Annotated in this window: 21 protein-coding genes; 12 read left to right on the top strand and 9 right to left on the bottom strand. The window is 67.3% G+C overall.

All coding sequences use genetic code 11. From position 1 onward, the window contains the following. Nucleotides 1-39 precede the first annotated feature (39 nt). Nucleotides 40-987 carry a prolyl aminopeptidase gene (pip, locus tag AC5P8F_RS19840; RefSeq protein WP_495228862.1) on the top strand — a complete coding sequence of 316 codons (948 nt, stop codon included), beginning with the start codon at nucleotides 40-42 and terminating at the stop codon, nucleotides 985-987. A 57-nt stretch (nucleotides 988-1,044) separates the two neighbouring features. On the opposite strand, the gene AC5P8F_RS19835 is transcribed toward pip, so the two are convergent. From AC5P8F_RS19835 to AC5P8F_RS19815, 5 genes are all read right to left on the bottom strand, one after another. After that, the gene (locus AC5P8F_RS19835) at nucleotides 1,045-2,247 is read right to left on the bottom strand and encodes a hypothetical protein (protein WP_136191788.1); all 1,203 of its coding nucleotides are present in this window, start codon (nucleotides 2,245-2,247) and stop codon (nucleotides 1,045-1,047) included. Beyond that, nucleotides 2,244-2,510, bottom strand: coding sequence for a CS1-pili formation C-terminal domain-containing protein (locus tag AC5P8F_RS19830; RefSeq protein ID WP_495228860.1), 267 nt, complete (start codon nucleotides 2,508-2,510; stop codon nucleotides 2,244-2,246). Before AC5P8F_RS19830 ends, AC5P8F_RS19835 begins: the two co-directional genes overlap by 4 nt. Beyond that, complete coding sequence (locus tag AC5P8F_RS19825) at nucleotides 2,407-4,764, bottom strand: TcfC E-set like domain-containing protein (protein ID WP_495228858.1); 2,358 nt, start codon at nucleotides 4,762-4,764, stop codon at nucleotides 2,407-2,409. Before AC5P8F_RS19825 ends, AC5P8F_RS19830 begins: the two co-directional genes overlap by 104 nt. A gap of 58 nt (nucleotides 4,765-4,822) precedes the next feature. After that, the gene (locus tag AC5P8F_RS19820; RefSeq protein WP_014647290.1) at nucleotides 4,823-5,323 is read right to left on the bottom strand and encodes a CS1 type fimbrial major subunit; all 501 of its coding nucleotides are present in this window, start codon (nucleotides 5,321-5,323) and stop codon (nucleotides 4,823-4,825) included. A gap of 125 nt (nucleotides 5,324-5,448) precedes the next feature. Then, nucleotides 5,449-6,183, bottom strand: coding sequence for a CS1 fimbrial subunit B flags: Precursor (locus AC5P8F_RS19815; RefSeq protein ID WP_495228856.1), 735 nt, complete (start codon nucleotides 6,181-6,183; stop codon nucleotides 5,449-5,451). 355 nt (nucleotides 6,184-6,538) lie between these two features. Here AC5P8F_RS19815 and AC5P8F_RS19810 point away from each other — a divergent pair, with 355 nt between their 5' ends. The 7 genes from AC5P8F_RS19810 (at nucleotide 6,539) to AC5P8F_RS19780 (ending at nucleotide 13,518) form a co-directional block, all read left to right on the top strand. Next, on the top strand, nucleotides 6,539-6,838 hold the full coding sequence (locus AC5P8F_RS19810; protein WP_049439579.1) for an EF-hand domain-containing protein: 300 nt from the start codon (nucleotides 6,539-6,541) through the stop codon (nucleotides 6,836-6,838). Between the two features lie 293 nt (nucleotides 6,839-7,131). Beyond that, nucleotides 7,132-7,431 (top strand): hypothetical protein, encoded by a 300-nt coding sequence (locus tag AC5P8F_RS19805; protein ID WP_111206282.1) that lies wholly within the window; start codon nucleotides 7,132-7,134, stop codon nucleotides 7,429-7,431. 63 nt (nucleotides 7,432-7,494) lie between these two features. Continuing rightward, a complete protein-coding gene (gene mgtA / locus AC5P8F_RS19800) occupies nucleotides 7,495-10,254 on the top strand; it encodes a magnesium-translocating P-type ATPase (protein ID WP_111206284.1) in 2,760 nt (919 codons plus the stop codon). Between the two features lie 30 nt (nucleotides 10,255-10,284). Continuing rightward, the gene (locus tag AC5P8F_RS19795; protein WP_495228854.1) at nucleotides 10,285-11,022 is read left to right on the top strand and encodes an MgtC/SapB family protein; all 738 of its coding nucleotides are present in this window, start codon (nucleotides 10,285-10,287) and stop codon (nucleotides 11,020-11,022) included. 294 nt (nucleotides 11,023-11,316) lie between these two features. Continuing rightward, on the top strand, nucleotides 11,317-12,372 hold the full coding sequence (locus AC5P8F_RS19790) for a sensor histidine kinase (RefSeq protein WP_049439907.1): 1,056 nt from the start codon (nucleotides 11,317-11,319) through the stop codon (nucleotides 12,370-12,372). Continuing rightward, nucleotides 12,365-13,006, top strand: a complete 642-nt coding sequence (locus tag AC5P8F_RS19785) for a response regulator transcription factor (protein ID WP_014647295.1) — start codon at nucleotides 12,365-12,367, stop codon at nucleotides 13,004-13,006. Before AC5P8F_RS19790 ends, AC5P8F_RS19785 begins: the two co-directional genes overlap by 8 nt. After that, entirely contained in the window at nucleotides 13,003-13,518 is a 516-nt protein-coding gene (locus AC5P8F_RS19780; RefSeq protein WP_049439575.1) for a DUF1697 domain-containing protein, read from the top strand. The genes AC5P8F_RS19785 and AC5P8F_RS19780 overlap by 4 nt, the downstream gene beginning before the upstream one ends. Here the strand turns inward: AC5P8F_RS19780 and AC5P8F_RS19775 are convergent. Both AC5P8F_RS19775 and AC5P8F_RS19770 read right to left on the bottom strand, forming a co-directional pair. Further along, entirely contained in the window at nucleotides 13,515-13,907 is a 393-nt protein-coding gene (locus AC5P8F_RS19775) for a DUF3224 domain-containing protein (protein WP_049439574.1), read from the bottom strand. The two genes, AC5P8F_RS19780 and AC5P8F_RS19775, sit on opposite strands and share 4 nt — an antisense overlap. 31 nt (nucleotides 13,908-13,938) lie before the next feature. Continuing rightward, nucleotides 13,939-14,373, bottom strand: coding sequence for an EamA family transporter (locus AC5P8F_RS19770; RefSeq protein ID WP_495228850.1), 435 nt, complete (start codon nucleotides 14,371-14,373; stop codon nucleotides 13,939-13,941). A gap of 302 nt (nucleotides 14,374-14,675) precedes the next feature. Between AC5P8F_RS19770 and AC5P8F_RS19765 the strand changes: the two genes are divergently transcribed. Genes AC5P8F_RS19765 through AC5P8F_RS19755 form a run of 3 tightly spaced genes read left to right on the top strand, consistent with a single transcriptional unit; the run spans nucleotide 14,676 to nucleotide 18,805 of the window. Further along, nucleotides 14,676-15,872 (top strand): cell surface protein, encoded by a 1,197-nt coding sequence (locus AC5P8F_RS19765; protein ID WP_495228849.1) that lies wholly within the window; start codon nucleotides 14,676-14,678, stop codon nucleotides 15,870-15,872. Nucleotides 15,873-15,885: 13 nt separating this feature from the next. Beyond that, a complete protein-coding gene (locus AC5P8F_RS19760; protein ID WP_495228847.1) occupies nucleotides 15,886-17,373 on the top strand; it encodes a DUF6384 family protein in 1,488 nt (495 codons plus the stop codon). Between the two features lie 16 nt (nucleotides 17,374-17,389). Beyond that, nucleotides 17,390-18,805, top strand: a complete 1,416-nt coding sequence (locus AC5P8F_RS19755; protein ID WP_495228844.1) for a coiled-coil domain-containing protein — start codon at nucleotides 17,390-17,392, stop codon at nucleotides 18,803-18,805. Here AC5P8F_RS19755 and AC5P8F_RS19750 read toward each other — a convergent pair. Both AC5P8F_RS19750 and AC5P8F_RS19745 read right to left on the bottom strand, forming a co-directional pair. After that, entirely contained in the window at nucleotides 18,802-19,980 is a 1,179-nt protein-coding gene (locus AC5P8F_RS19750; RefSeq protein ID WP_046430856.1) for a low temperature requirement protein A, read from the bottom strand. The genes AC5P8F_RS19755 and AC5P8F_RS19750 overlap by 4 nt on opposite strands. Before the next feature lie 9 nt (nucleotides 19,981-19,989). Next, on the bottom strand, nucleotides 19,990-20,256 hold the full coding sequence (locus tag AC5P8F_RS19745) for a hypothetical protein (RefSeq protein ID WP_126412345.1): 267 nt from the start codon (nucleotides 20,254-20,256) through the stop codon (nucleotides 19,990-19,992). Between the two features lie 203 nt (nucleotides 20,257-20,459). Between AC5P8F_RS19745 and blaL1 the strand changes: the two genes are divergently transcribed. Further along, complete coding sequence (gene blaL1, locus AC5P8F_RS19740; RefSeq protein ID WP_100450128.1) at nucleotides 20,460-21,329, top strand: L1 family subclass B3 metallo-beta-lactamase; 870 nt, start codon at nucleotides 20,460-20,462, stop codon at nucleotides 21,327-21,329. Nucleotides 21,330-21,349 lie beyond the last annotated feature (20 nt).

Here is a 21,349-nt window from a genome sequence, read left to right as displayed (position 1 = left end):
GGCGCTATGCTGGCCGCCCCTGCTTGTGAGACACCCGCCATGCGCACCCTGTACCCGGCCATCGAGCCCTACCGCGAATTCGCCCTGCCGGTGAGCGATCTGCACACGCTGCATATCGAAGAGTGCGGCACGCCGGAGGGCATTCCGGTGGTCTACCTGCACGGTGGCCCGGGCGCCGGTATCTCGTCGACCCATCGGCGCTTCTTCGACCCGGCGCGCTACCGCATCGTGCTGATCGACCAGCGCGGCAGCGGCCGTTCCACGCCGTTCGGCGAGCTGCGCGACAACACCACGCAGGACCTGGTGGCGGACATCGAAAAGGTGCGTGAGCACCTGGGCATCGAGCGCTGGCTGGTCTATGGCGGCTCCTGGGGCTCCACGCTGTCGCTGGCCTACGCGCAGGCGCATCCGGAACGCGCCACCGGCCTGATCGTGCGTGGCGTGTTCCTCGGTCGTGAGATCGAGAACCGCTGGTTCGCCGAGGCCGATGGCGGTGCGCGCTGGATCTTCCCGGAGCGCTGGGACCGCTACGAGGCTTATATCCCGGAAGCCGAGCGTGGCGACATGATCGCGGCCTACTGGGCGCGCATGGATGGCCCGGATCAATCAACCCGCATCGAAGCCGCGCAGGCCTGGTTGGGCTGGGAAGACAATGCGGCCACCCTGCAGCACGACGTGGATGCCGAATCCACCGATGATCCGCTGGATACCCTGGCGAAGGCCCGCATCGAAGCGCACTACTTCCGCAACGGTATCTTCCTGGAGCCGGACCAGCTGCTGCGCAACATCGATCGCATCCGCCACCTGCCCGGCGTGATCGTGCAGGGGCGCTACGACATCATCTGCCCGCCGCGCAGCGCGTGGGACCTGGCCAAGGCTTGGCCGGAAGCGCGCCTGGAGATGGTGACCTCCGGCCACAGCGCCAACGAGCCGGCCACGGTCGATGCGCTGGTGCGGGCGACGGATGCCTTTGCCGACCGGTTCTGAACGCCTGGGGTAGTGCCGGCCGCTGGCCGGCACCCCGCAACACACTCCCGCGTGCGACTATGGGTTGGCGTCAAACACCACGGTCATGTTGCCCTCCCAATGTGAGCCTGGCGCCTTCAGCATCTCTGTTACGGCGTCCCGTCCTGCGGTGAACCGCAAGGTCGACCGCCGCTGCATCAGATAGCCATCCGGTGTGAAGCGCGGCGCCTGTTCGTCGTCGGGCGACAGCGGTGTGTCCTGCGCCGGGCGCCCATCGCGCAGATTGCGCATGCCGGGCAGGGTGACGTCCACATCCACCGGTACAACCTCCCCAAGCGTCTGATTGCGAATGCCGCAGCGATTGCCTGCGTCGTGCTCACAGCGCAGCTTCATGCTGAAGTCCATCGAGCTGGTCAGATGGAATGGCAGCTCCTGATAGAGGCGTATCGGGGCACGGCCCTGATCGGTCCACTGCGCCCAACCTGCCTCCGGCGCCAGGTGCACCTGCGGATTGTCGCTGGGGAACCGTACCTGGAACTGGTGCGACACCGTGAAGCGGAACTTCAACGTGATCGGCTCGGTCGTGACGTCATCACCAAAGTCGATATCGCTGCCCGCGCCTCCCGCACTGTAGGTCAATTCTCCTTCATACACACCGTCGTTCAGCGACAATGGCGACGGCGCGGTTATGAGAAGGCCCAGACCAATCCACGGCATCGCATAGTTGGCCGGCTGTGATAGCGGCTTATCTCCCTGAGAGTTGCACGGCTGCGGCATCTCAGGATTCTTCACTGTCCAGCCGAACCTGATATATGACCCGTAGCTGACCGTCTGAACGTAGCTGCATCCTCCACGCACCGTTCGAGTGAACACTGGATTGGTAACGCCTCCCGGTGTCATTTGACCACTGACGGTAGCAATCGTGATGCGGACCTCCGCTTCGCCACCCGTGGTGGTGTTTTGCAACATGACGTTGCGAGGGGCAGGCAAGCCAAGATAGAAGCGCTTGCGGACGTCGCCGTTATACTCGTAGGTCTTGTTCCACGACATCGGGACATCGACAGAGTAGGCACCATCCTCCGTGCAGAATTCTGGACGCCACGAACAGTAGATGCCAGGCGGCGTCGTGTTCCGGAAGACCATCCGGCCCGGGTCCAGGGCTGACGGGGCAAACTCTGCCGTGACCAGCACTTCTGCCGCACATGCACTTGCGGCCGCGCCAAGCCCAATCACGACCAGCCCTGCGCCTCGCAGCGCCGCCATCAGCGAGCGGATTCTCATTTCGTATGCTCCTCGGTTCTCGCGATCGACGGCGGGCATCCCGTCGCCCCCACCATCAACACATCTCCTTCCCTGGGGTAGCGCCCCTCCTCCATCGTCAGCGTGCAGCTGACCAGGTTGGGGTAGCGCAACTCCACCACCGGCGCACGGGCGCTCAGTTCAAGGGTAAAGAATCCATCCTCCTGGCTGACGCTGCGGCCGGCGTGGTTGATCACCTGCACGCCGCGCACACCGTTGCCGTCTGCATCCAGTACCTGGCCCATGACGGTGAAGGTGCGCAGCACGTCCAGCGTGGCATGCATCACGCCCCCCCTTGTTGAGGTGATAGCTGACGACCGAGGGCTGCAGCGTTGCCGACGGCGCATGCCGCCCCTGGAAGTCGAACTGCACGTGGCCTGCGCGATACGCGGCCACCGGGACGAAGTTGCGGCCCGGGCGCAGCGCAACGCCGCCGCCGTGGCTGTCGTCCGCACGCAGGGCAAGATCGGGATAATCGCTGCGGACATCGACAATCAGCCCGGTGTCGGCGCTTCTGCCGCGCCCCTGCCCCAGCACGGCGGCGCGCCCACCGCCAATGACCACGGTGCTGTCGAGGTTGGCGGTGCCGCTGATGCGGCCCGACGCCGCGCCGCGGTAGACCTGCATGTCACCCTCCACAAACGCGCTCTGCAGCGAGGCACCCGCGCCTGCGCCCAGCCCGCCCCGTTCGGCGGTGACCGTGCCATTCACGCTCTGCAGTACGGCGCCGTCCACGCGCTGTGTGGAGGAGGCGGTCACATAGGTATCGCGGCGACCGGCATCGCCGGTGCGGCTGCCCAGACTGCCGCTGTAGCTGCGTTGATCGCTGCCCAGCGAGACGCTCACCGTCAGGTCGATCCCGCGTTGCCGCCGATAGCCCGTGTAGCGGGCGCCGGGGCGGTCATAGGCGGAAACGCGCCAGTTGACATCGTGCTTGCCGAACACCGTCTCCCGGCGCCCGTAAGAGACATCGATGCCGGTCCCGCGGGTGAAGCCCGAACTGCGGGCCACGCGCAGGCTGGCAGTATCACGGTGCCCGAAACGATGCGTGATCGAGACGGCCGTCGTGTCCTGCCAGCCGCCGCGGGTCTCCCAGCGTGGGGCGCCGCTGTCGTCTGCCACGACGCGCTCGCGCTGCTCCACCCAACCGCGCGCATGGTTGGCCACCACCGAGCCGGCACGATAGCGGTACAGGCCCTGCAGGTCCACGCCGCGCCCGGCGTCGCTGGAGGTATAGACATTGGTGTACGTGCTGAAGCGGTCACTGGCCTGCCAGTCCATCGACACACCCGCCGAATGCCGCGCGCCGATCCGCTGCACGGTGGCCCCGGCCACCGCACGGGAGTGCAACAGGTAATTGACCACGGCACCGGCCGCGGCGCCGCCCTCGCGGGCGCTTCCGGCGCTGGCCAGCAACCCGCGCTGCTGCCCTGCGAACGCGCTGTAGCGCCACCGCCGGCTGGGATCCTGCCAGCGGCTGGGCTTGTGGATGGAGGCGCTTTCGCGGGACGCTTCGCGGCCGTCCTGGACCACCCGCAGTTCCACATCGTAGATCCCGCCGGGTAGCCGGCGCGTATCGATTTCCTGGATGCCGGGCTTGACGGCCTGCGTGGACAGCAGGTTCCCGTCACGATAGATCTCCACCACGCCTTCGCCACTGGCGGTGACATAGACGGGATAGACACTGGGGCTTCGCGTATCGGCCAGCAGTACGTCCGAGGATCCGAACATCAGGCCCAGCGCCGTATCGTTCTGCGTACCCGGTGCCCGGGGCTGGCGCACAATGCCCTCGAAGGTGGGCAGGAAGTAGCCGGCGCGAACGAAATGATCGCCCAGTTCGCGCTGGGCATACAGGGCACTGAGGTAGTGCTCGCTGCTGCCGGGCTGGGCGTAGTACTGGTAGCTGCCAACCGTGCTCCAGTGGCCGGCACTGCCGCGCAGTTCGGCGCTGTAGCGTACGGTGGCCTGCTGTTCCTGGCCGCCGTGCACGGCAAGACTGTTGCGCACGATCAGCCCCCGGCTGCCCGCGTCCGGCAAGGCGATGTGGCGCCCCTCCTTCTGCGCGCCGGCAGGCGTCAGTACACTCAGCAGCGAGTTGGACAGACTGTAGTGCAGCGCTGCCATGCCCCGGCACTGATGCCTGCATACGCCCAGCGCCATCGGTTCAGCGAGTTGCTCGCCCCAACGGGCACGCTCGGTCTGTGCCAACCGGCTTTCGTGGCTGTCGCCAAAGCCGATCACCTGCACCCGGTTGTCTTCGTGCAGCAGAACCTCGGCGTCACCCAGATACTGCCCATCCAGCTCCACGCGCACGGTGAGCGGGTTGCCAAACAGGTGCTCGCGGAATTCGGCCGGCATGCGTTCGCGCTGCTGCAGCAGGCTGGGCAGCTCGCCCGGCGCGAGGCCGGCCGCCTGCGTTGACGTGGCAAGGACCACGGCACCGATCGCGGTCGCGAGCTGGGCCAGGCGGAATCGACGTTGGTTGGAGGACGAGAGCATGGGCGCTGTTCCGGCGTCCCCGCCGCGTCATTGGATGCGACGGGGCGCCTGAAAGGACTCAGGGAGTGATGTCGCTTTCGAAGATCATGTGGAACTGGCCACCGTAGCTGCCCTGCTTGTAGCCACCCGACGGCGCGGTCGGCGCGATGGCGAAGGCCAGCGACTTGCCCGCGGCGGCCTGGGACGCGTTGGCAACAGTGATCTTGGCCGCGGCCGTTGCCGGAACCTCCACGTTGTCCAGCTTCACCACCAGGTCCACGACGTCTGCGGCCGACGCCATCTGTGCCGGCGACGTCAGGTAGGCGGTGATGGCAGCCGGCGACTTGATGTTGATGACGCGCCCGGTCAGTTCGCCCAGCGTTTCGCGCGCGGTGTCCCACGGCAGGTTCTGCGGCAGGCCTTCCCAGCCGTCAGGCGTGGACACCTGCAGGCCAGCGGTGTTCGGGACGTCGGCGGTCACGTTGACGGTGATCGACTTGGATTCGGTGGCTGCCAGGCTGACAGCCGGTGCGATGAGGGCTGCAGCGGCTGCAGCCAGGGCGTACTTCTTCAGGGACATGGAAATGCTCCGGGATCGGTGGATGGATACGATGGGATACGACGCCAGGACGAAGACACAGCCTCCCCGCCGGGCGCCTGGCGAACCCGGTGGAGACGTTGCAGAAAGGGGAGATGGGCAGACGATCAGCGGCGCGAGTCGATGCTGCGCCGGTCGTCGCCCTCCCTCAGGTCGTAGCGGGCGAACCGGCTGTCGTCGGCCTGCAGCGCATAGGTTCGCCCGGGCCGGACATGGACGATGATGCCGGGCGTGCAGGCATCCGGACTGCTTCGCTCGCAGTACCGCAGGTTGTCCAGCACCACCGTGGCGTTGCCACCGTTGTGCACGTGACCGTCCTGCACACGGGTGTCATAGCGCGTGTTCCGCGGTGCCACGAACAGGATGGTGCCGTAGCCGGTGAACACGCGAACTGCCGAAGTCAGCCCGGTGATGTCCTGCACCTGCGCATCGCTGAGTGAGAATTCCTCGGCGCTGGGCACCACCGGAATGAAGCGGAGCCGGTAGTAGCGCTCCTCATCACGGTCACCGCGATAGACCAGGCGCGTCGCCTGTTGGCCGTTGGCGGCAATGATCAGGCGGCTGGGGCTGGCGATCACCCCGTGCGCGCCAGGTGCATTGCGTACCAGCGCCACGGTGTCCACTGGCGTTTCGACAACCTTGCCGTCTGCATCGAAGTGCATCTGGGTGACCTCAACGCGCACGTATGCGGTCACATCACCGGTATTGCGTATGCGCTTGAGCAGGTTGCTGTGCGCGGGCGCAAGATGATCGAACAGGAGACCCACGTTGATCTGTGGTGTCGTGGCATGAGCGCTGCTGGCGAACAGGGCCAGCAGGAGGAGAAGGAGTGCGCGTTGCATGACGAACCCGCGGGGAGAGGCGAGCGGTTAGTTTCACGGCAGATTTACAATCAGGCCATGCAACAACTTGCAAAAAGGTCAGATATTTCCGACCTCGCAAAGTGGCTCCGCCCAGGTCAACCCGGAAATCCTGTCCGCGCACTCGGCCGCGGCGGTCTGGCCCGTTGCACATCGCGACGGCACGCCCTGGAACAGCATCGGCGGCTGGTACACGCATGGGGCGTGCGGGTGAACGGGCGCCCACCGCCATCTGGCGACCCGGTCGGTTCTTCGCAGCTCGCTTACAGATCCGGGCCGAATATCCGGCCGTGGCCATCCAGACCCATGGCCCGCGTCCCCACTTCTGGAGCCTGTCATGACCGGTATTCGCTACGTTCCTGCTGTCCTCGTCATCACCATCGGCCTGCTGTTGGGCGCCTGTTCCAGAACCCAGGAGGCGAGCAAGGCCACCGCCGCCGAGGACGTCACCGAAGTGAAGCTGATACCGCCGTATGAGTCGCTGGACAAGAACAAGGACGGCATCGTCACGCTGGCCGAAGTGGATGCCGTGGCACCCGACTGGGCCGAGCGCCTGCATGCCTGCGATACCGACCGTGACAAGACGTTGACCCGTGGCGAGTACGACGTCTGCAAGCAGACCAGCGGCGCGCATTGACCCATCACTGAACCCTCGATCGGCACCGCATACGCCCGGCTATACCAAGGTATAGCCGGGCTAACCCACGGGCCTCTAGGCCTGCCCCATTCAGGGGCGGACAATAGCGCCACTGGCCAGGGCAACCCTGGCTGGCACCCTCCCCTCATGGAGACGCAGATGGACCCCGACCCTGCCGGGCGCACCGCGCCCCGGATGACCGCTTGTTGCCTGTTCCTGGCGCCTGCCCGCCGGTCCCTGCCTGCCTGAGTGACGGGGGATCGCCAGGCGCCGCCTGCCTGGAGATCACCCCCATGTCCTACAAGATCCTCTACATCACCCTGCGCCGCCTGATTGGCGAGCGCGATGCTGCCGCCCTGCGCAGCCAGCTGCTGCAGCACGGCCCGGTCATGTTCGGCCGTTCGCTGTCGCTCGGTTCGCCGCGCGTGGTGGCTGACGCGCTGTCGCTGCTGCCGATCAGCGAACGCATCACCGTGCTGCGCCATCTGCCCTACCCGCTGCGCGATGCGATGAAGCCGCTATGCATCGGCGGCAGCCAGCGCCTGCACATGCAGCCGTGGTCGCCGGCGGTGCTGGCCATGCGCCACGCCTGATCTGTCTCACCCATTCCGTTCGTGTTCCGGCTGCGGCCGGCTCTGACATTCGAGGAGCGTCCCATGAGCCTGCTCAACGCCTGGTTCAACGCCTTCCTGCGCAGCCGTCGCGCAGGCAACCTGTTCCGCCGTCGTGCGATGCCCGAAGCCGGCTTTGGCCCGGGCAGCGCCGAAGCGGCGCCGTTCGCGCTTACCACCGGCCTGGTCACCCTTGCCCAGCAGGAAGAAGCCGAGCTGCTGGCCACGCTGGAGTCGCATGCCGATGGCCTGAGCCCGCATGAAGCCGAGGAGCGGCTGGCCACGCTCGGCCCCAACGAGGTGGATCACGAAAAGCCGCTGCCGTGGTGGCGGCACCTGTGGCAGTGCTACCGCAATCCGTTCAACCTGCTGCTGACCGTACTGGCGGCGGTGTCCTGGCTGACCGAGGACATCAAGGCCACGATCGTGATTGGTGCGATGGTACTGCTGTCCACGCTGATCCGCTTCGTGCAGGAAGGCCGCTCCAACCGTGCCGCCGAGCGGCTGAAGGCGCTGGTCGGCAACACCGCGCGCGTGCTGCGCCGCAATCCGGGCACCGAGGCCGCCGATGTGGCCGACCAGTACTTCGGCGCGCACCTGCACAGCCGTCGTCCGGCTCGCCTGCTGGACCTGCCGATCCGTGAGCTGGTGCCCGGTGACCACATCGTGCTGTCGGCCGGCGACATGATTCCGGCCGATTGCCGCATACTGACCGCCAAGGACCTGTTCGTGGCACAGGCCGCAATGACCGGCGAGTCGCTGCCGGTGGAAAAGTTCGCGCACCCCGGCGACGGCCTGGCTGGCCTGCTGGAGCAGCACAACCTGCTGTTCATGGGCACCAACGTGGTGTCAGGCACCGCCACCGCCGTGGTGCTGGCCACCGGCAACCGCACCTACTTCGGCACGCTGGCCCAGCGCAGCACAGCCACCGACCGTGCGCCCACCGCGTTCCAGGCCGGCGTCAACAGTGTCAGCTGGCTGCTGATCCGCTTCGCGCTGGTGATGGTGCCGTTCGTCCTGCTGATCAACGGCTGGACCAAGGGCGACTGGACCGAGGCGTTCCTGTTCGCGCTGTCGGTGGCGGTGGGCTTGACGCCGGAAATGCTGCCGATGATCGTCACCTCCACCCTGGCCAAGGGCGCGGTGCTGCTGTCGCGGCGCAAGGTGATCGTCAAGCGCCTGGATGCGATCCAGAACTTCGGCGCGATGGAAGTGCTGTGCACCGACAAGACCGGCACGCTCACCCAGGACAGGATCGCGCTGGAGCGCCACACCGATGTGTTCGGTCACGATTCGGAAGACGTGCTGAAGTTCGCTTACCTCAACAGCCACTTCCAGACCGGGCTGATCAACCTGCTGGACCGCGCGGTGCTGGAGCACGTGGAGCTGCAGAGTTCGCTGCGGCTGTCGCAGGACTACCACAAGGTGGACGAGATTCCGTTCGACTTCGAGCGCCGCCGCATGTCGGTGGTGGTGTCCGAGCGCGAGGACCACCATGAGCTGATCTGCAAGGGCGCGGTGGAAGAGATGCTGGCGGTGTGCAGCACCGTGCGCGAGAACGGCCAGGACATGCCACTGGACGAGCGCCGCCTGGCGCGGGTGCGGCAGACCACCGAGGAACTGAACGAACAGGGCCTGCGCGTGGTGGCGGTGGCGATGAAGGAGACCGCGGCCAGTCAGAGCGCCTACTCGCAAGCGGACGAGTGCGGTTTGACGCTGGTCGGCTACGTGGCCTTCCTGGACCCGCCGAAGGAGTCGGCTGCGCAGGCGCTGCAGGCGCTGGCCGCACACGGTGTCGAGGTCAAGGTCTTCACTGGCGACAACGAACTGGTGACCGCCCGTGTCTGCGCACAGGTGGGGCTGGACGCGGACACCATCCTGACCGGCCCGCAGATCGAGCGCATGGACGACGGCGCGCTGTCGCGGGCGCTGCACCACCATCGCGTGTTTGCCCGGCTGACGCCGCTGCACAAGGAGCGGCTGGTACGCGAGCTGCGGGCGCAGGGCAAGGTGGTCGGCTTCCTCGGTGACGGCATCAACGATGCGCCGGCGCTGCGCGCAGCCGATATCGGCATCAGCGTGGACAGCGCGGTGGACATCGCCAAGGAGGCGGCCGACATCATCCTGCTGGAAAAGAACCTGATGGTGCTGGAGGAAGGCGTCATCCAGGGCCGGCGCACGTTCAACAACATGCTGAAGTACATCCGCATGACCGCCAGCTCCAACTTCGGCAATGTGTTCTCGGTGCTGGTGGCCTCGGCCTTCCTGCCGTTCCTGCCGATGCTGCCGCTGCAGCTGCTGGTGCAGAACCTGCTGTATGACATCTCGCAGATCGCCATTCCGTTCGACAACGTGGATGAGGAACTGGTACGCAAGCCGCTGAAGTGGAACCCGGCGGACATCGGCCGCTTCATGGTGTTCTTCGGGCCGATCAGCTCGCTCTTCGACCTGAGCTGTTTCGCGCTGATGTGGTACGTGTTCGATGCACGCACGCCGGCCGACCAGGGCCTGTTCCAGTCCGGCTGGTTCGTGGTCGGCCTGCTGACCCAGACCCTGATCGTGCACATGATCCGCACGCCGAAGGTGCCGTTCCTGCAGAGCATCGCCGCGCCGCCACTGCTGCTGATGACCGGCCTGATCATGGCCATCGGCGTGGCCCTGCCGATGAGCCCGCTGGCCGGCTACTTCAAGCTTCAGGCCCTGCCGGCCGGCTACTGGCCGTTCCTGGTGGCGATCCTGTTCGGCTATGCGGTGCTGACCACCGCGCTGAAGAAGTTCTACATCCGTCGTTACGGCTGGCAGTAAGCGCCTGCCGCTTGTCCAGGGAGAAACACAATGGACATCACTCCGAACCTGCCGGCGTTCAACGCCGGCGCCACGCTCAGCTCGCTGATCAGCCTGTCGGTGGCGTTCGTGCTGGGCACGGTCATCGGCCTGGAGCGGCAGCTGCGGCAACGCACCGCCGGCCTGCGTACCAATACGCTGGTGGCGGTGGGTGCGGCAGTGTTCGTCGATCTGGCGGTGCGCTTCCATGACCTGTACGGCGGACCACCCTCGCCGCTGCATGTGGTGGCCTATGTGATCTCCGGCGTCGGCTTCCTCGGCGCCGGCGCGATCATGAAGGACGGCGCGCAGGTGTCCGGCCTGAACACCGCCGCCACCCTGTGGGGATCGGCGGCGGTGGGAGCATGTGCAGGTATCAAGCTGCTGCCGGAAGCGGTGCTGGCCGCCGTCTTCGTGCTGGCCGCCAATACCCTGCTGCGGCCGGTGGTGAACCGCATCCAGCGGCAGCCGCTGCCGGAAGCGTTCAGCGAGGCGACCTATGCGATCAACGTGGTCTGCCAGCGCGAGCAGCAGGCCGAGGTGCTGGACCAGCTGTTGCTGCTGCTTGAGCAGGCGCATTACCCGGTGCGCGCGGTGGACCAGCGCCCGTTCGGTGAGCGCGATGTGGAGATCGAAGCGGTGCTGTATGCCACCACGGTGGATGCCGGCGAACTGGACGCCGTACTTGCGACGCTGGCGACCACGCCCGGTGTGCTGCAGGGATTCTGGAACGCCAGCCTGGAGGAGTAGTGCCGGCCGCTGGCCGGCAACACCGTGCACCGCTTTGGTAGGTGCCGACCTTGGTCGGCAGAGAACCTTCAGAGACCGTGTCCATCCCTGCGGTAGTGCCGGCCGCTGGCCGGCAACCTCATGAGCTCCGGCAACACCGTGCAGTTGCCGGCCAGCGGCCGGCACTACCGGGCATCGTTCTGGCTTGTGCCGACCAACGGTCGGCACCCACAGCAAAAGAGCCTGCCGACCAAGATCGGCATCTGCCGATGGCGGTTTTGCTATCCTTTCACCCCACGCCAGGGAGCCGTCCCGATGCCATCGCTGTCGCCCCGCCGCCCGCTGGTGCTGCTGGCCCTGATCGTCGTGATGGCCGCGATCTTCCTGATCGACACCGTCACCGATTACGCGGTTGCTGCTGCCTGCTTCTACGCAGCGGTCATCCTCGCGGCGTCGCGCGTGCTGGGCGCGCGCGGGCTGATCACCCTTGCCATCGCCTGCATCGGACTGACCGGGCTGAGTTTCTTCCTGACCCGCTTCGGCACCTACCGCATCGGCCTGGTCAATTCGGTGATCGGCATGCTGGTGATCGGCATCACCACCTACCTCGCCCTGAACATGGAAGCGGCCAAGGCCGCCGTGCAGGAAGCACAGGGTCGCCTGCTGAGGGTAGCGCGCGCCTCCACCGTGGGCGAGCTGACCACCTCCATCGCCCACGAAGTGAACCAGCCGCTGGCGGCCATCGCCAGCAGCGCCGAAGCCTGCCAACGCTGGCTGGCGCAGGACCCGCCGAACGTGGACAAGGCCCGGCAGACCGTAGCCCGCATCCTGGCAGACGCGCACCGCGCCGGTGACGTGATCGCCCGCATCCGCGGCCTGACCCAGGGCGCGGCACCGGAACGGCGCGCCTTCGACCTGAACCAGGCGGTGGAGGAAATGCTGGCGTTGTCGCGCAGCGAACTGGACCAGCATGGCGTGGCCGTGGCCCTGCTGCTGGACGCCGACCTGCCGCCGGTGCAGGCCGATCGCGTACAGGTGCAGCAGGTGATCGGCAACCTGATCCTCAATGCGGTGGATGCAATGGAAGCCGAACCCGCAGGCGACCGGCGTCTGTCGCTGCTGACCCGGCGTGAGGGCCAACGGGTCAGCCTCAGCGTACGCGATCGTGGCGTCGGCCTGCCCGCCGAGCATCCCGAGCGCGTGTTCGACGCGTTCTGGACCACCAAGTCACACGGGTTGGGGCTGGGCCTCAGCCTGAGCCGCTCGATGATCGAGGCCAACGACGGCCAGATCCGCGCCGAACGACCGGCAGGCGGGGGTGCCTGCTTCGTCTTCGACCTGCCCGTCGCCACGGATGTCCACCATGCGTAAGCCCACTGCACCCATCGCCGATCCGGCGCCCATTGTCTATGTGGTCGACGACGATCCGTCGGTGCGCGCGGCGCTGGAAGACCTGCTGGCCTCGATGGGCCTGCAGGTGCGGGCCTTCGCCTCCACCCAGGCCTTCCTCGAACACGACCTGGAAGACGCGCCGGCCTGCCTGGTGCTGGACGTGCGCATGCCCGGCCAGAGCGGTCTTGAATTCCATCGCACGATGGGCAGCCATGGCCTGCAGCTCCCCGTGGTGTTCATCACCGGCCACGGCGACATCGCGATGGGTGTCAACGCGATCAAGGACGGTGCCATCGAATTCCTGACCAAGCCCTTTCGCGACCAGGAACTGCTGGATGCGATCCACAAGGGCATCGAGATCGACCGCCAGCGCCGCCGCGAGGGCGAGGCGCTCGATGCCCTGCAGCAGCGCTGGAACACGCTCAACGCGGGTGAGCGCGAGGTGGTCGATGGCGTGGTGCGTGGCCGCCTCAACAAGCAGATCGCCGGCGACCTCGGCGTCAGCGAGATCACGGTGAAGGTGCGCCGCGCGCAGGTGATGCGCAAGATGGGCGCGCGCACCCTGGTCGACCTGGTGCGCATGTACGACCGCCTGCAGGCGGGGACGCCATGAACGTCCACGTCGCCTTGCTGCGCGCAGTCAACGTCGGCGGCACCGGCAAGTTGCCGATGCGCGAACTGGTGGCGATGTGCGAGGACGCAGGCTTCGCCGATGTCCGCACGTACATCGCCAGCGGCAACGTGGTGTTGCGCAGCTCGCTCGACGAGGCAGGCGTGCGCCAGGCCCTCGGCCAGCGGCTCCAGGAATATGCCGGCAAGCCGGTAGGCGTACTGGTGCGTTCGGCCAGCGAGATCGCAGGCGTGGTGGCACGCAATCCGTTTCCGCAGGCCGCCGGCAACCGTGTGGTCGCCCTGTTCCTCGACGGCAGCCTGCCTGCCGACCCGCTTGATGGCGTGACCGGCCGGCGCGACGAACAGCTTGCACTCGGCACGCGCGAGATCTTCATCCACTACGGCGCCGGCATGGCCGACTCGCGCCTGCGCATTCCCGGCTCGGCACAGGGCACGGCGCGCAATCTCAATACCGTCGCCCGGCTCGCGGCGATGGCAGCGGAACTCCGCTAGATCTCGTCCGGCAGGCTGTAGACCAGCCGGTAGTCATGGCGGCCCTCGCTGATGGTGATCTCCAGCGTGCCGATCAGGCCGAGCAGTCCTTCACTGCCCGAATCGGGCACCACCACAACGCTCAGCTCCGGCCTGCCCCGGGTCATCAGTCCGTTGTGCTGCAGGGTGAACCCACCCTGGCGCCCGGCCAGCGTGGCCGTTACCCGCTCCATCGCCACGTAGCCGGCCGAGCCCTGCACCGGCGTGCGGAAGGCCAGCATCTGGCCGACGCTGCTGCCGTGCAGGTCGCCGGCGAAGGTCTTGTTGATCGACATCACCGCAATCGGGCCGTCATTGCCACCGATCGGCCGCAGATCCACTTCAAACGTACCGTGTGCTTCGCCCTGCATCCTGCTCTCCCCTCTGGTCGGTTCAACGCTGCTACTTCTTCGTGGCCAGCACGATCACCCCGGCCAGCACCAGGCCGATGCCGCTCCACTCCCGCAGGCTGGGCCGCTCGCCCAGCAGAAGATAGGCCAGCACGATCACCAGCGCCACGCTGAACTTGTCTACCACGGCCACCTTGGCCAGCTCACCGCTCTGTAGTGCACGGAAGTAGAACAGCCACGACGCACCGGTGGCCAGCGCCGACAGCACCAGGAACAGCTGGGTGCGCCCCGGCAGCAGCAACGGGTTGGACCATTTGCCGGTGACCACCACCAGCGGCAGGATCACCGCCGCCACCACCAGGGTACGGATGGCCATGGCCAGGTCCGGGTCGACACCCTTGACGCCGACCTTGGCGAACAGCGCGGTCAGCGCTGCGAACACGGCGGACAGTTCCGCCCAGAGCAACCATTGCGGTACGTTCTGCACGAAGCCCTCGCTTGCCGCAACCGATGAGCGTGCGCCAACGCTACTCCACCCTGCCATCGGTGGGGCTTCACCTGCCCATCACCGCCGCTACAATGGGACGGAATCGCCAGGGGGGCGATCTGCAGGGAATGCGCCATGCTTGAACAGGACACCACCCTCGCCCATACCGGGCCGTCGGCCCTTGACCGGGCCCGCCTGTCGTGCGCCGCACGGCTGCCGCTCCCCTTCCCCTTCGTTTCGCAGCAACCTGCCCGTTCCGCGCGGCAGGTTCCTCATTGCCTGCCCTGACCGGAGCCGTCGAAATGTCCGAGAACACCCTCCTTGCCACGCCGGCCGCTACCGCGCCGATCAAGTACCTCGACCGCGCCATGGCCACGCTGCGCAGCCTGGGCCTGGCCGCTCCCCAGGACAACAACGCTCCGGCCATCGCGCTGGTCTCGCAGCTGTCCACCCTTGACCAGGGTCGCGTGGTGGCCATTGCCCGCGTGCTGCAGCAGTCCGGGCATTTCAATGCCGTGATGCGTGATGAAATCAGCTCGGCCAAGGTGTCCGACCGCTATACCGAGATCATCCGCGCCTTCGACAGCATCCGTGACGATGCCAGCACCATGGTCGAGCAGGTGCGCGACGGCAGGATCGACATGGGCGAGCGCCTGCAGAACCTGTGGATGAAGGTCACCCGCGGCGACATCCCGAGCCGGTTCGAGAAGATCCGCCTCACATTCCTGGAAGTCAGCCGCGATTCGGCCGAGCAGCTGCAGCGCGAGTCACGCGTGCTGGAGATGTACGGCGACTTCCGCCTGTCGATCAAGGATGCCGAGATCCAGGCCCATGAGCTGTTGAAGCTGCAGGAGCAGGCGCTGGCCGATGCCCGCGAGGCGCTGAAGCAGGCGCAGCAGCGCGTGGAGTCGGCCGATCCGGCCGCCGATGCCGCCGACACCGGCCGCCTGGTCATGGCCCGCGACGAGGCCCTGCGCAACAACCAGGCCGAGGAGTCGCGCTACCAGCTGGCCAAGGACCTGGCCGAGAACCTGCAGGTGAACTACGCCACCTCCGAGGCGATCATGCTGCGCGTGCACCAGTCGCACGAGATCAAGCGCCGCGTCAACGAGCGCTCGGTGGTGTTCTTCTCCACCAATGAAACCAGCTTCACCGCCTTGAACCTGGCCTTCACCACGCAGATGGGCCTGCATGAGTCCACGCAGGCGCTCAATGCGATGACCGAGGGCACCTCCAAGGGCCTGGAAGCGGTGGCCAACATTGGCGATGACGTGCTGCACGAGGGCCTGAAGGCCGGCTACGGCGCCACCATCGGCGTCGATTCGGTGCGCAAGCTGGTCGATGCGGTGGTGCGCTTCCAGGAGACCTCGCTGCAGGAGATCGAGCAGCTGCGCGGCCAGGCGACCCGCGACTCGGCCGAGATCGCCGAGTATGTCGAACAGGGCAAGCAGCGCTTCGCCGCCCTGCTGCAGGCGCCGCCGAGCCCGGAGCCGCGCTGAGGTGAGTGCGACGATGGCCCCTGCCGAGCTGCAGGATGCGCTGCTGACCATGGATGTGGTCGACCAGCTGCGCTACCGCAACGCCGAAATGAAGGCGCTGGCCGACAGCGGCCACGACAAGGCGACGCTGAAGCAGCGCCTGCTTGAGCTGTACCGCTCGCAGGGTATCGAGGTCTCCGACGAGATCCTCGAGGCCGGCATCCAGGCCCAGCGCGAGCAGCGCTACCTCTACACCGCGCCGCGTGGCTGGAAGGCGTGGCTGGCGCGGCGCTGGATCGATCGGGCCCGCCTGTTGAAGTGGGCGCTGCTGGCAGCCTTCCTGCTGCTGGTGCTCGGCATGCTGCTGGTCATGGCGCGCAGCTTCGGAGCGTTCGTGCACGAGAGCAACGTGCAGAAGAACGTGCAGGTGCTGAACGACAAGGTGGCCGCGCAGCAACAGGAGGCTGCTGCAGCGCGCGCCCTGCTGGCCGCACAGGAAGAGGCCCTGCAGGGGCTGCTGCCACGTGCCACCGCCAGCGGTGGGCGCCTGCAGCCACTGGCCGAAGGCGCACAGGCCGCGCTGGCCGAAGCACAGCGGCGCTTCGCCGGGGTTCCCGCCGCACTGGCCGCACAGCCGACCCTTGTGCGCAAGGACAAGCTCACCCGGCTCAGCAGTGGTGGCAGTGCCACCGGCGAGCAGGCGGCCGCGCAGGTTGAGCAGCATCGGCAGGCCGCCGCGCAGCTGCTGGCGAATGCCAGGGAAACCCTGCCGCCGCTGACCGAGCGGGTGAACATTCTCGGCCAGGCGATCGAGGCCAGCGAGCTGCTGGATACCACCAACGCCGCTGCAAAGGCGGCACGCCTCGCGCCGGATGCAGAGCAGGCGCGCGCACGCGCCTACACCGGCGGCGACGTGGCACTGCGCGCGGGCGACATCGCCGCGGCCGGCCAGGCGGTAGCGACCCTGAAGGAGCTGATCGGCAGCGCCGACACGCTGGCCGCGCTCAACGAGCGGTTGGCCCAGCTCAAGGCCGACGGCCTCGCCACCGGTGTCGCCGGCGAAGACCGCAAGCGCTTCGAACGTGCGCTGGAGCAGGCCGCCCGCCTGATCCGGGTCGAGACGCTGGCCGAAGCCGGGCCGGCCCTGGACGAGGTCAGCCAGCTGGTGGGGCTGCTGTCGCAGACCCTGGTCTACCGCATCGTCAACCGTGACGATGAACGCACCGGCGTCTGGCGCTACAACGAGAAGGCCAATGGTGGCCGCAACTACTATCTGGTGACCGAAGCGCTGGACGAGGCCGGCAATGCTGCCGAACTGCCGATCCGCAACGAGGAAACCGGCAAGGAGGAACGGGTCTCGGTGTTTGCCGTACGCGTGCCCGAGGCCACCTACAACCGGGTTGCCGCCGACAAGCAGGACAACGGCATCATCGAAGACGACCAGATCGGCAGCAAGCCGCGCGGCAGCCTGTCGCCGCGGTTCCGCATGCCCGCCACCGGTGGCTACATCACCCAATGGTGATGGGTAAGGAACTGACATGAGAGACCTGAACGACGCGATTGCCGATGTCGAAACCGATATCGGCCAGGTGCAGGCACAACTGGCCGCGCGTGGCGACCAGTGCCGGGAGCTGATCAAGGAACAGGAAGCGCTGCACGGGCGGGTCCGCGACGACTTCAACGCCCTGGCGCGCCTGCAGGCCGAGGCCGCCACCGATGCGCCGCCGATGCTGGCCCGGGACCTGCTGCAGCAGTCCAGCGCCGATCTGCAGCGCCGTGACCGCAAAGCGGCGGTACTGGACGGCGAACTGCAGGCGCTGCTGGACATCGAGCAGTCCTTGCAGCAGCGGTCGCAGGAGGCCGTTGCCGCACGCGACGCCGCCGGCGGACGCTGGCAGGCCCTGCAGGACCAGGTGGACACCACGCTGGAAGCGGAACCTACCTACAGGGCGCTGCAGGACGACCTGCAGCTGGCCGTGGCGCGTGCCGACACGGTCGAGCGCATGGCTTCCTCTGCCCAATCGGAGCATGACGCCAAGGCCGGCGCCTATCAGGCCGACCCGATCTTCATGTACCTGCACCGGCGCAGCTACGGCAGCACGGCCTACCGCGGCTGGCCACTGGTGCGCACCGTCGACGGCTGGCTGGCCGAACTGTGCGGCTTTGACCGTGCCCGTCGCGAGTACGCCACGCTGGTCGAGCTTCCGCCCTATCTGCAGGAACATGCCCGACGCGCCCGCGACGACGTGGAGGCGGCCCGCCAACCGGTACAGCAGGCCCGCGATGCCGCCCTCGCCCGCGCCGGTGGCGACCCGCTGCGCCAGCAGCTGCAGACGGCACAGGGCGCAGTAGCGCAGGCGCTGCTGGCCGAGCAGCTGCATCGTCAGACCGTGGATGCCAAGCAGGCACAGATCGACGGCTTCCGCAGTTGGACCGATGCCGAAGGCAGCGCCCTGCTCACCGCGCTGGCGCGCACGCTGTCGGCCAAGAGCATGGACGACCTGTACCGGCGCGTGGCCGCCACCGCCTCCGGCGAGGACGATGCCGTGCTCGAGCGCATCCATCGCAGTCGCCTGCGCCTGGGCGAGATCGATGGGATGGTAGGCGAGCACACCCGCGAAATGGCCGTGCTGAAAAAGCGCCTGGACAGCCTGCAGGCGGCGCGGAGGAGCTACCAGGCGGCAGCAGACATCGAGCGCCAGGCCTACGAGGCGCCGAGCTACCGGGCCGCCGCGCCGGCCACCGTCGCCGCATCCTTCTTCAGCACCACCAGCAGCCGAAGCACCACCCGCTCCTCTGGCGGCCTGTTCGACCTGCTTTCGGGCGGTTCCAGCAGTTCCGGCTCGGGTTCGAGCTCCAGTTCCAGCTCCAGCTCCAGTTCCAGCGGCAGCAGCTTCCACAGCGGCGGTGGTATCAGCGGCGGCGGTGACTTCAAGACCGGCGGCGGGTTCTAGCCCGGCAACGGCCGGGTGCGCCGCTTCAGCCGCGCATCCAGCAACCCCACGCCCAGCAGCACCAGGCTGGTCAGCCATCCGGCGGCCAGCAGGTGCATCCAGGGCAACACCAGGCCCAGCATCAGTAGTGCGGCGGCGCCCAGCAGGTGCGAGCGCGGCGCGCGCCCATAGACCACGTGCTTGTACAGGGCACTGCCCAGCAGATAGATCAGCGGGCCCGCCACCATCACCGTGGCGTACACCGTGGTGACGGCCGCCGCCGGATGGTCCATGACCAGATCGTTGCCCACCGCGGTGGCGATGATGCCGGCGATCAGCAGGGCATGCACGTAATGGAAATTGGCGCCCATCCGGCCCGGGTCTTCGGCGTGGGTGATGGCCTCTGTGGCATCGCGGCTGGAGATGCCGAAGTACAGCCACCACATGGCAATCGTGCCAGCGAAGGTGGCCAGCACCGCCGAGATCACCTGCAGGCTCCAGTGCTCGACATCGCTTAGCACGCCCCCGGTGGCCAGCAACGTCTCGCCCAGTGCGACGATGACGAACAGCTGGCAGCGTTCGGCCAGGTGACCGCCCTCGATGGTCCAGTCGCGGGTGTGCGACCGGCCCATGCCCGGGAACGCGAAGCCGAACATCGGCGAGATGTATTCGCAGGCCGCCGCCATCGCCCACAGTGCCAGCCGCAGGTGGCCCTCGGCCGCCGCGCCGGCCAGCCAGAAGCAGGCCGACACGCTGACCCAGGCCAGCATGCGGCGGAAGTTCGGCGCCAACGTATGGTTGCGGCCGACTTCCAGCAGCACGAACGCGGTGCGTCCGACCTGCATCGTGGCGTACGCCCCGGCGAAGATCCACGCACGATCGGCGAACGCCTCGGGAATGGACGAGGACATCAACAACGCCAGCAGCATGGTGGCGAACATCAGGCCCCGGATGCGCGGCGCCTCCGGGTCGAACCAGTTGCTGACCCAGCACGCGTACTGCCAGCCGAGCCAGACCGCGAACCACAGCACCAGGGTCTGCAGCACGCCGGCCAGGTCCAGGTGGTGCAGCAGATGGTGGCTGAGCTGGGTGACCGCAAACACGTAGACCAGGTCGAAGAACAGTTCTTCGTAAGTCACGCGGGCATGATGGCCATCGCGGTGGCGCAGCGCGGGCAGGCGCAGTCGGGTACTCATGGAACTCCTTCAGCGCGCCAGGCGCCAGTACAGGAAACCGGCAAGTAGCGCCGGCATGGCGAATACCAGCAACAGGATCGGCAGCTCCTCGCGTACCGCGTAGCCGGCCTTGCTGACCCCTACCCACATGTTGGCCACGGCCACCAGCAGCCAGGTGGCGATGAAGGCGATCAGTGCCGTGGGCAGCTGCGAGGTGCCCGTGCTCCAGAGATGGCCAAACAGCACGAATACCCCCAGCAGCAGTACGCCACCCAGCATCACCATGAGCACGTGCATGGTCCACCTCCTTGAGCCTGGTAGCAGGCTAGCCCCGGCCGATTCTGCGCTCCAGCCCGTGGAGGTGGATTCACAATCCATGGCCAGCGAACAATCCCTGGGCAGTCTGCGGCGCACCTTATCGCAGCCATGAATTATTCGCGAAACGGTCCGCGCGGCCCGCGTGGTAGTTTCATCCGACCCTGCCCAGACACCTCTCCGCCATGCGCCTTTGCCTGACGACCCTTGCCCTGACTGCCACACTTGCCTTTGATGTGACTGCCGCCGACGCACCGCTGCCGCAGCTGCAGGCCTACACCGTGGACGCCTCGTGGCTGCAGCCGATGGCACCGCTGCAGATTGCCGACCACACCTGGCAGATCGGCACCGAGGACCTGACCGCGCTGCTGGTGCAGACCGCCGACGGTGCGGTACTGCTCGACGGCGGCATGCCGCAGATGGCCGGTCACCTGCTGGACAACATGAAGGCACGCGGGGTGGCAGCACAGGATCTACGGCTGATCCTGCTCAGCCACGCACACGCCGACCATGCCGGCCCGGTGGCGGAGCTGAAGCGCCGTACCGGCGCCAGCGTAGCGGCCAACGCCGAATCGGCCGTGCTGCTGGCGCGCGGCGGCAGCAACGACCTGCACTTTGGCGACAGCATCACCTTTCCGCCGGCCAGCGCCGACCGCATCATCATGGATGGCGAAGGGGTCACCGTAGGCGGCATCGCGTTCACCGCGCACTTCATGCCGGGGCACACCCCAGGCAGCACCGCCTGGACCTGGACCGATACCCGCGATGGCCAGCCGGTGCGCATCGCCTACGCCGACAGCCTGAGTGCGCCGGGCTACCAGCTGCAGGGCAACGCTCGTTATCCACGCCTGGTCGAGGACTACCGGCGCAGCTTCGCTACGGTGCGCGCCCTGCCCTGCGACCTGCTGCTGACGCCGCATCCGGGCGCCAGCAACTGGAACTATGCCGCGGGTGCAGAGGCCGGAGCCAACGCCCTGACCTGCAAGGCCTACGCGGATGCGGCCGAGAAGAAGTTCGACGCACAGCTGGCCAAGGAAACAGCCACGGCACGCTGATCCTGTAGAGCCGAGCCCAT

This window comes from Stenotrophomonas sp. YJH_SMC_69, assembly GCF_059370495.1.
The sequence above is the reverse complement of the archived record's forward strand: the minus strand, read 5'-3'. Positions and strand labels throughout refer to the sequence as shown.

Coding starts and splice junctions, on each gene's coding strand:
- AC5P8F_RS19825 (WP_495228858.1), bottom strand. CDS start 4,764: ATGCTCTCGTCCTCCAACCAACGTCGATTCCGCCTGGCCCAGCTCGCG.
- AC5P8F_RS19790 (WP_049439907.1), top strand. CDS start 11,317: ATGCCATCGCTGTCGCCCCGCCGCCCGCTGGTGCTGCTGGCCCTGATC.
- AC5P8F_RS19750 (WP_046430856.1), bottom strand. CDS start 19,980: ATGAGTACCCGACTGCGCCTGCCCGCGCTGCGCCACCGCGATGGCCAT.
- AC5P8F_RS19815 (WP_495228856.1), bottom strand. CDS start 6,183: ATGCAACGCGCACTCCTTCTCCTCCTGCTGGCCCTGTTCGCCAGCAGC.
- AC5P8F_RS19765 (WP_495228849.1), top strand. CDS start 14,676: ATGTCCGAGAACACCCTCCTTGCCACGCCGGCCGCTACCGCGCCGATC.
- AC5P8F_RS19775 (WP_049439574.1), bottom strand. CDS start 13,907: ATGCAGGGCGAAGCACACGGTACGTTTGAAGTGGATCTGCGGCCGATC.
- AC5P8F_RS19810 (WP_049439579.1), top strand. CDS start 6,539: ATGACCGGTATTCGCTACGTTCCTGCTGTCCTCGTCATCACCATCGGC.
- AC5P8F_RS19835 (WP_136191788.1), bottom strand. CDS start 2,247: ATGAGAATCCGCTCGCTGATGGCGGCGCTGCGAGGCGCAGGGCTGGTC.
- AC5P8F_RS19755 (WP_495228844.1), top strand. CDS start 17,390: ATGAGAGACCTGAACGACGCGATTGCCGATGTCGAAACCGATATCGGC.
- blaL1 (WP_100450128.1), top strand. CDS start 20,460: ATGCGCCTTTGCCTGACGACCCTTGCCCTGACTGCCACACTTGCCTTT.
- AC5P8F_RS19785 (WP_014647295.1), top strand. CDS start 12,365: ATGCGTAAGCCCACTGCACCCATCGCCGATCCGGCGCCCATTGTCTAT.
- AC5P8F_RS19795 (WP_495228854.1), top strand. CDS start 10,285: ATGGACATCACTCCGAACCTGCCGGCGTTCAACGCCGGCGCCACGCTC.
- AC5P8F_RS19820 (WP_014647290.1), bottom strand. CDS start 5,323: ATGTCCCTGAAGAAGTACGCCCTGGCTGCAGCCGCTGCAGCCCTCATC.
- AC5P8F_RS19745 (WP_126412345.1), bottom strand. CDS start 20,256: ATGCACGTGCTCATGGTGATGCTGGGTGGCGTACTGCTGCTGGGGGTA.
- AC5P8F_RS19830 (WP_495228860.1), bottom strand. CDS start 2,510: ATGGGCCAGGTACTGGATGCAGACGGCAACGGTGTGCGCGGCGTGCAG.
- AC5P8F_RS19760 (WP_495228847.1), top strand. CDS start 15,886: ATGGCCCCTGCCGAGCTGCAGGATGCGCTGCTGACCATGGATGTGGTC.
- AC5P8F_RS19780 (WP_049439575.1), top strand. CDS start 13,003: ATGAACGTCCACGTCGCCTTGCTGCGCGCAGTCAACGTCGGCGGCACC.
- mgtA (WP_111206284.1), top strand. CDS start 7,495: ATGAGCCTGCTCAACGCCTGGTTCAACGCCTTCCTGCGCAGCCGTCGC.
- pip (WP_495228862.1), top strand. CDS start 40: ATGCGCACCCTGTACCCGGCCATCGAGCCCTACCGCGAATTCGCCCTG.
- AC5P8F_RS19805 (WP_111206282.1), top strand. CDS start 7,132: ATGTCCTACAAGATCCTCTACATCACCCTGCGCCGCCTGATTGGCGAG.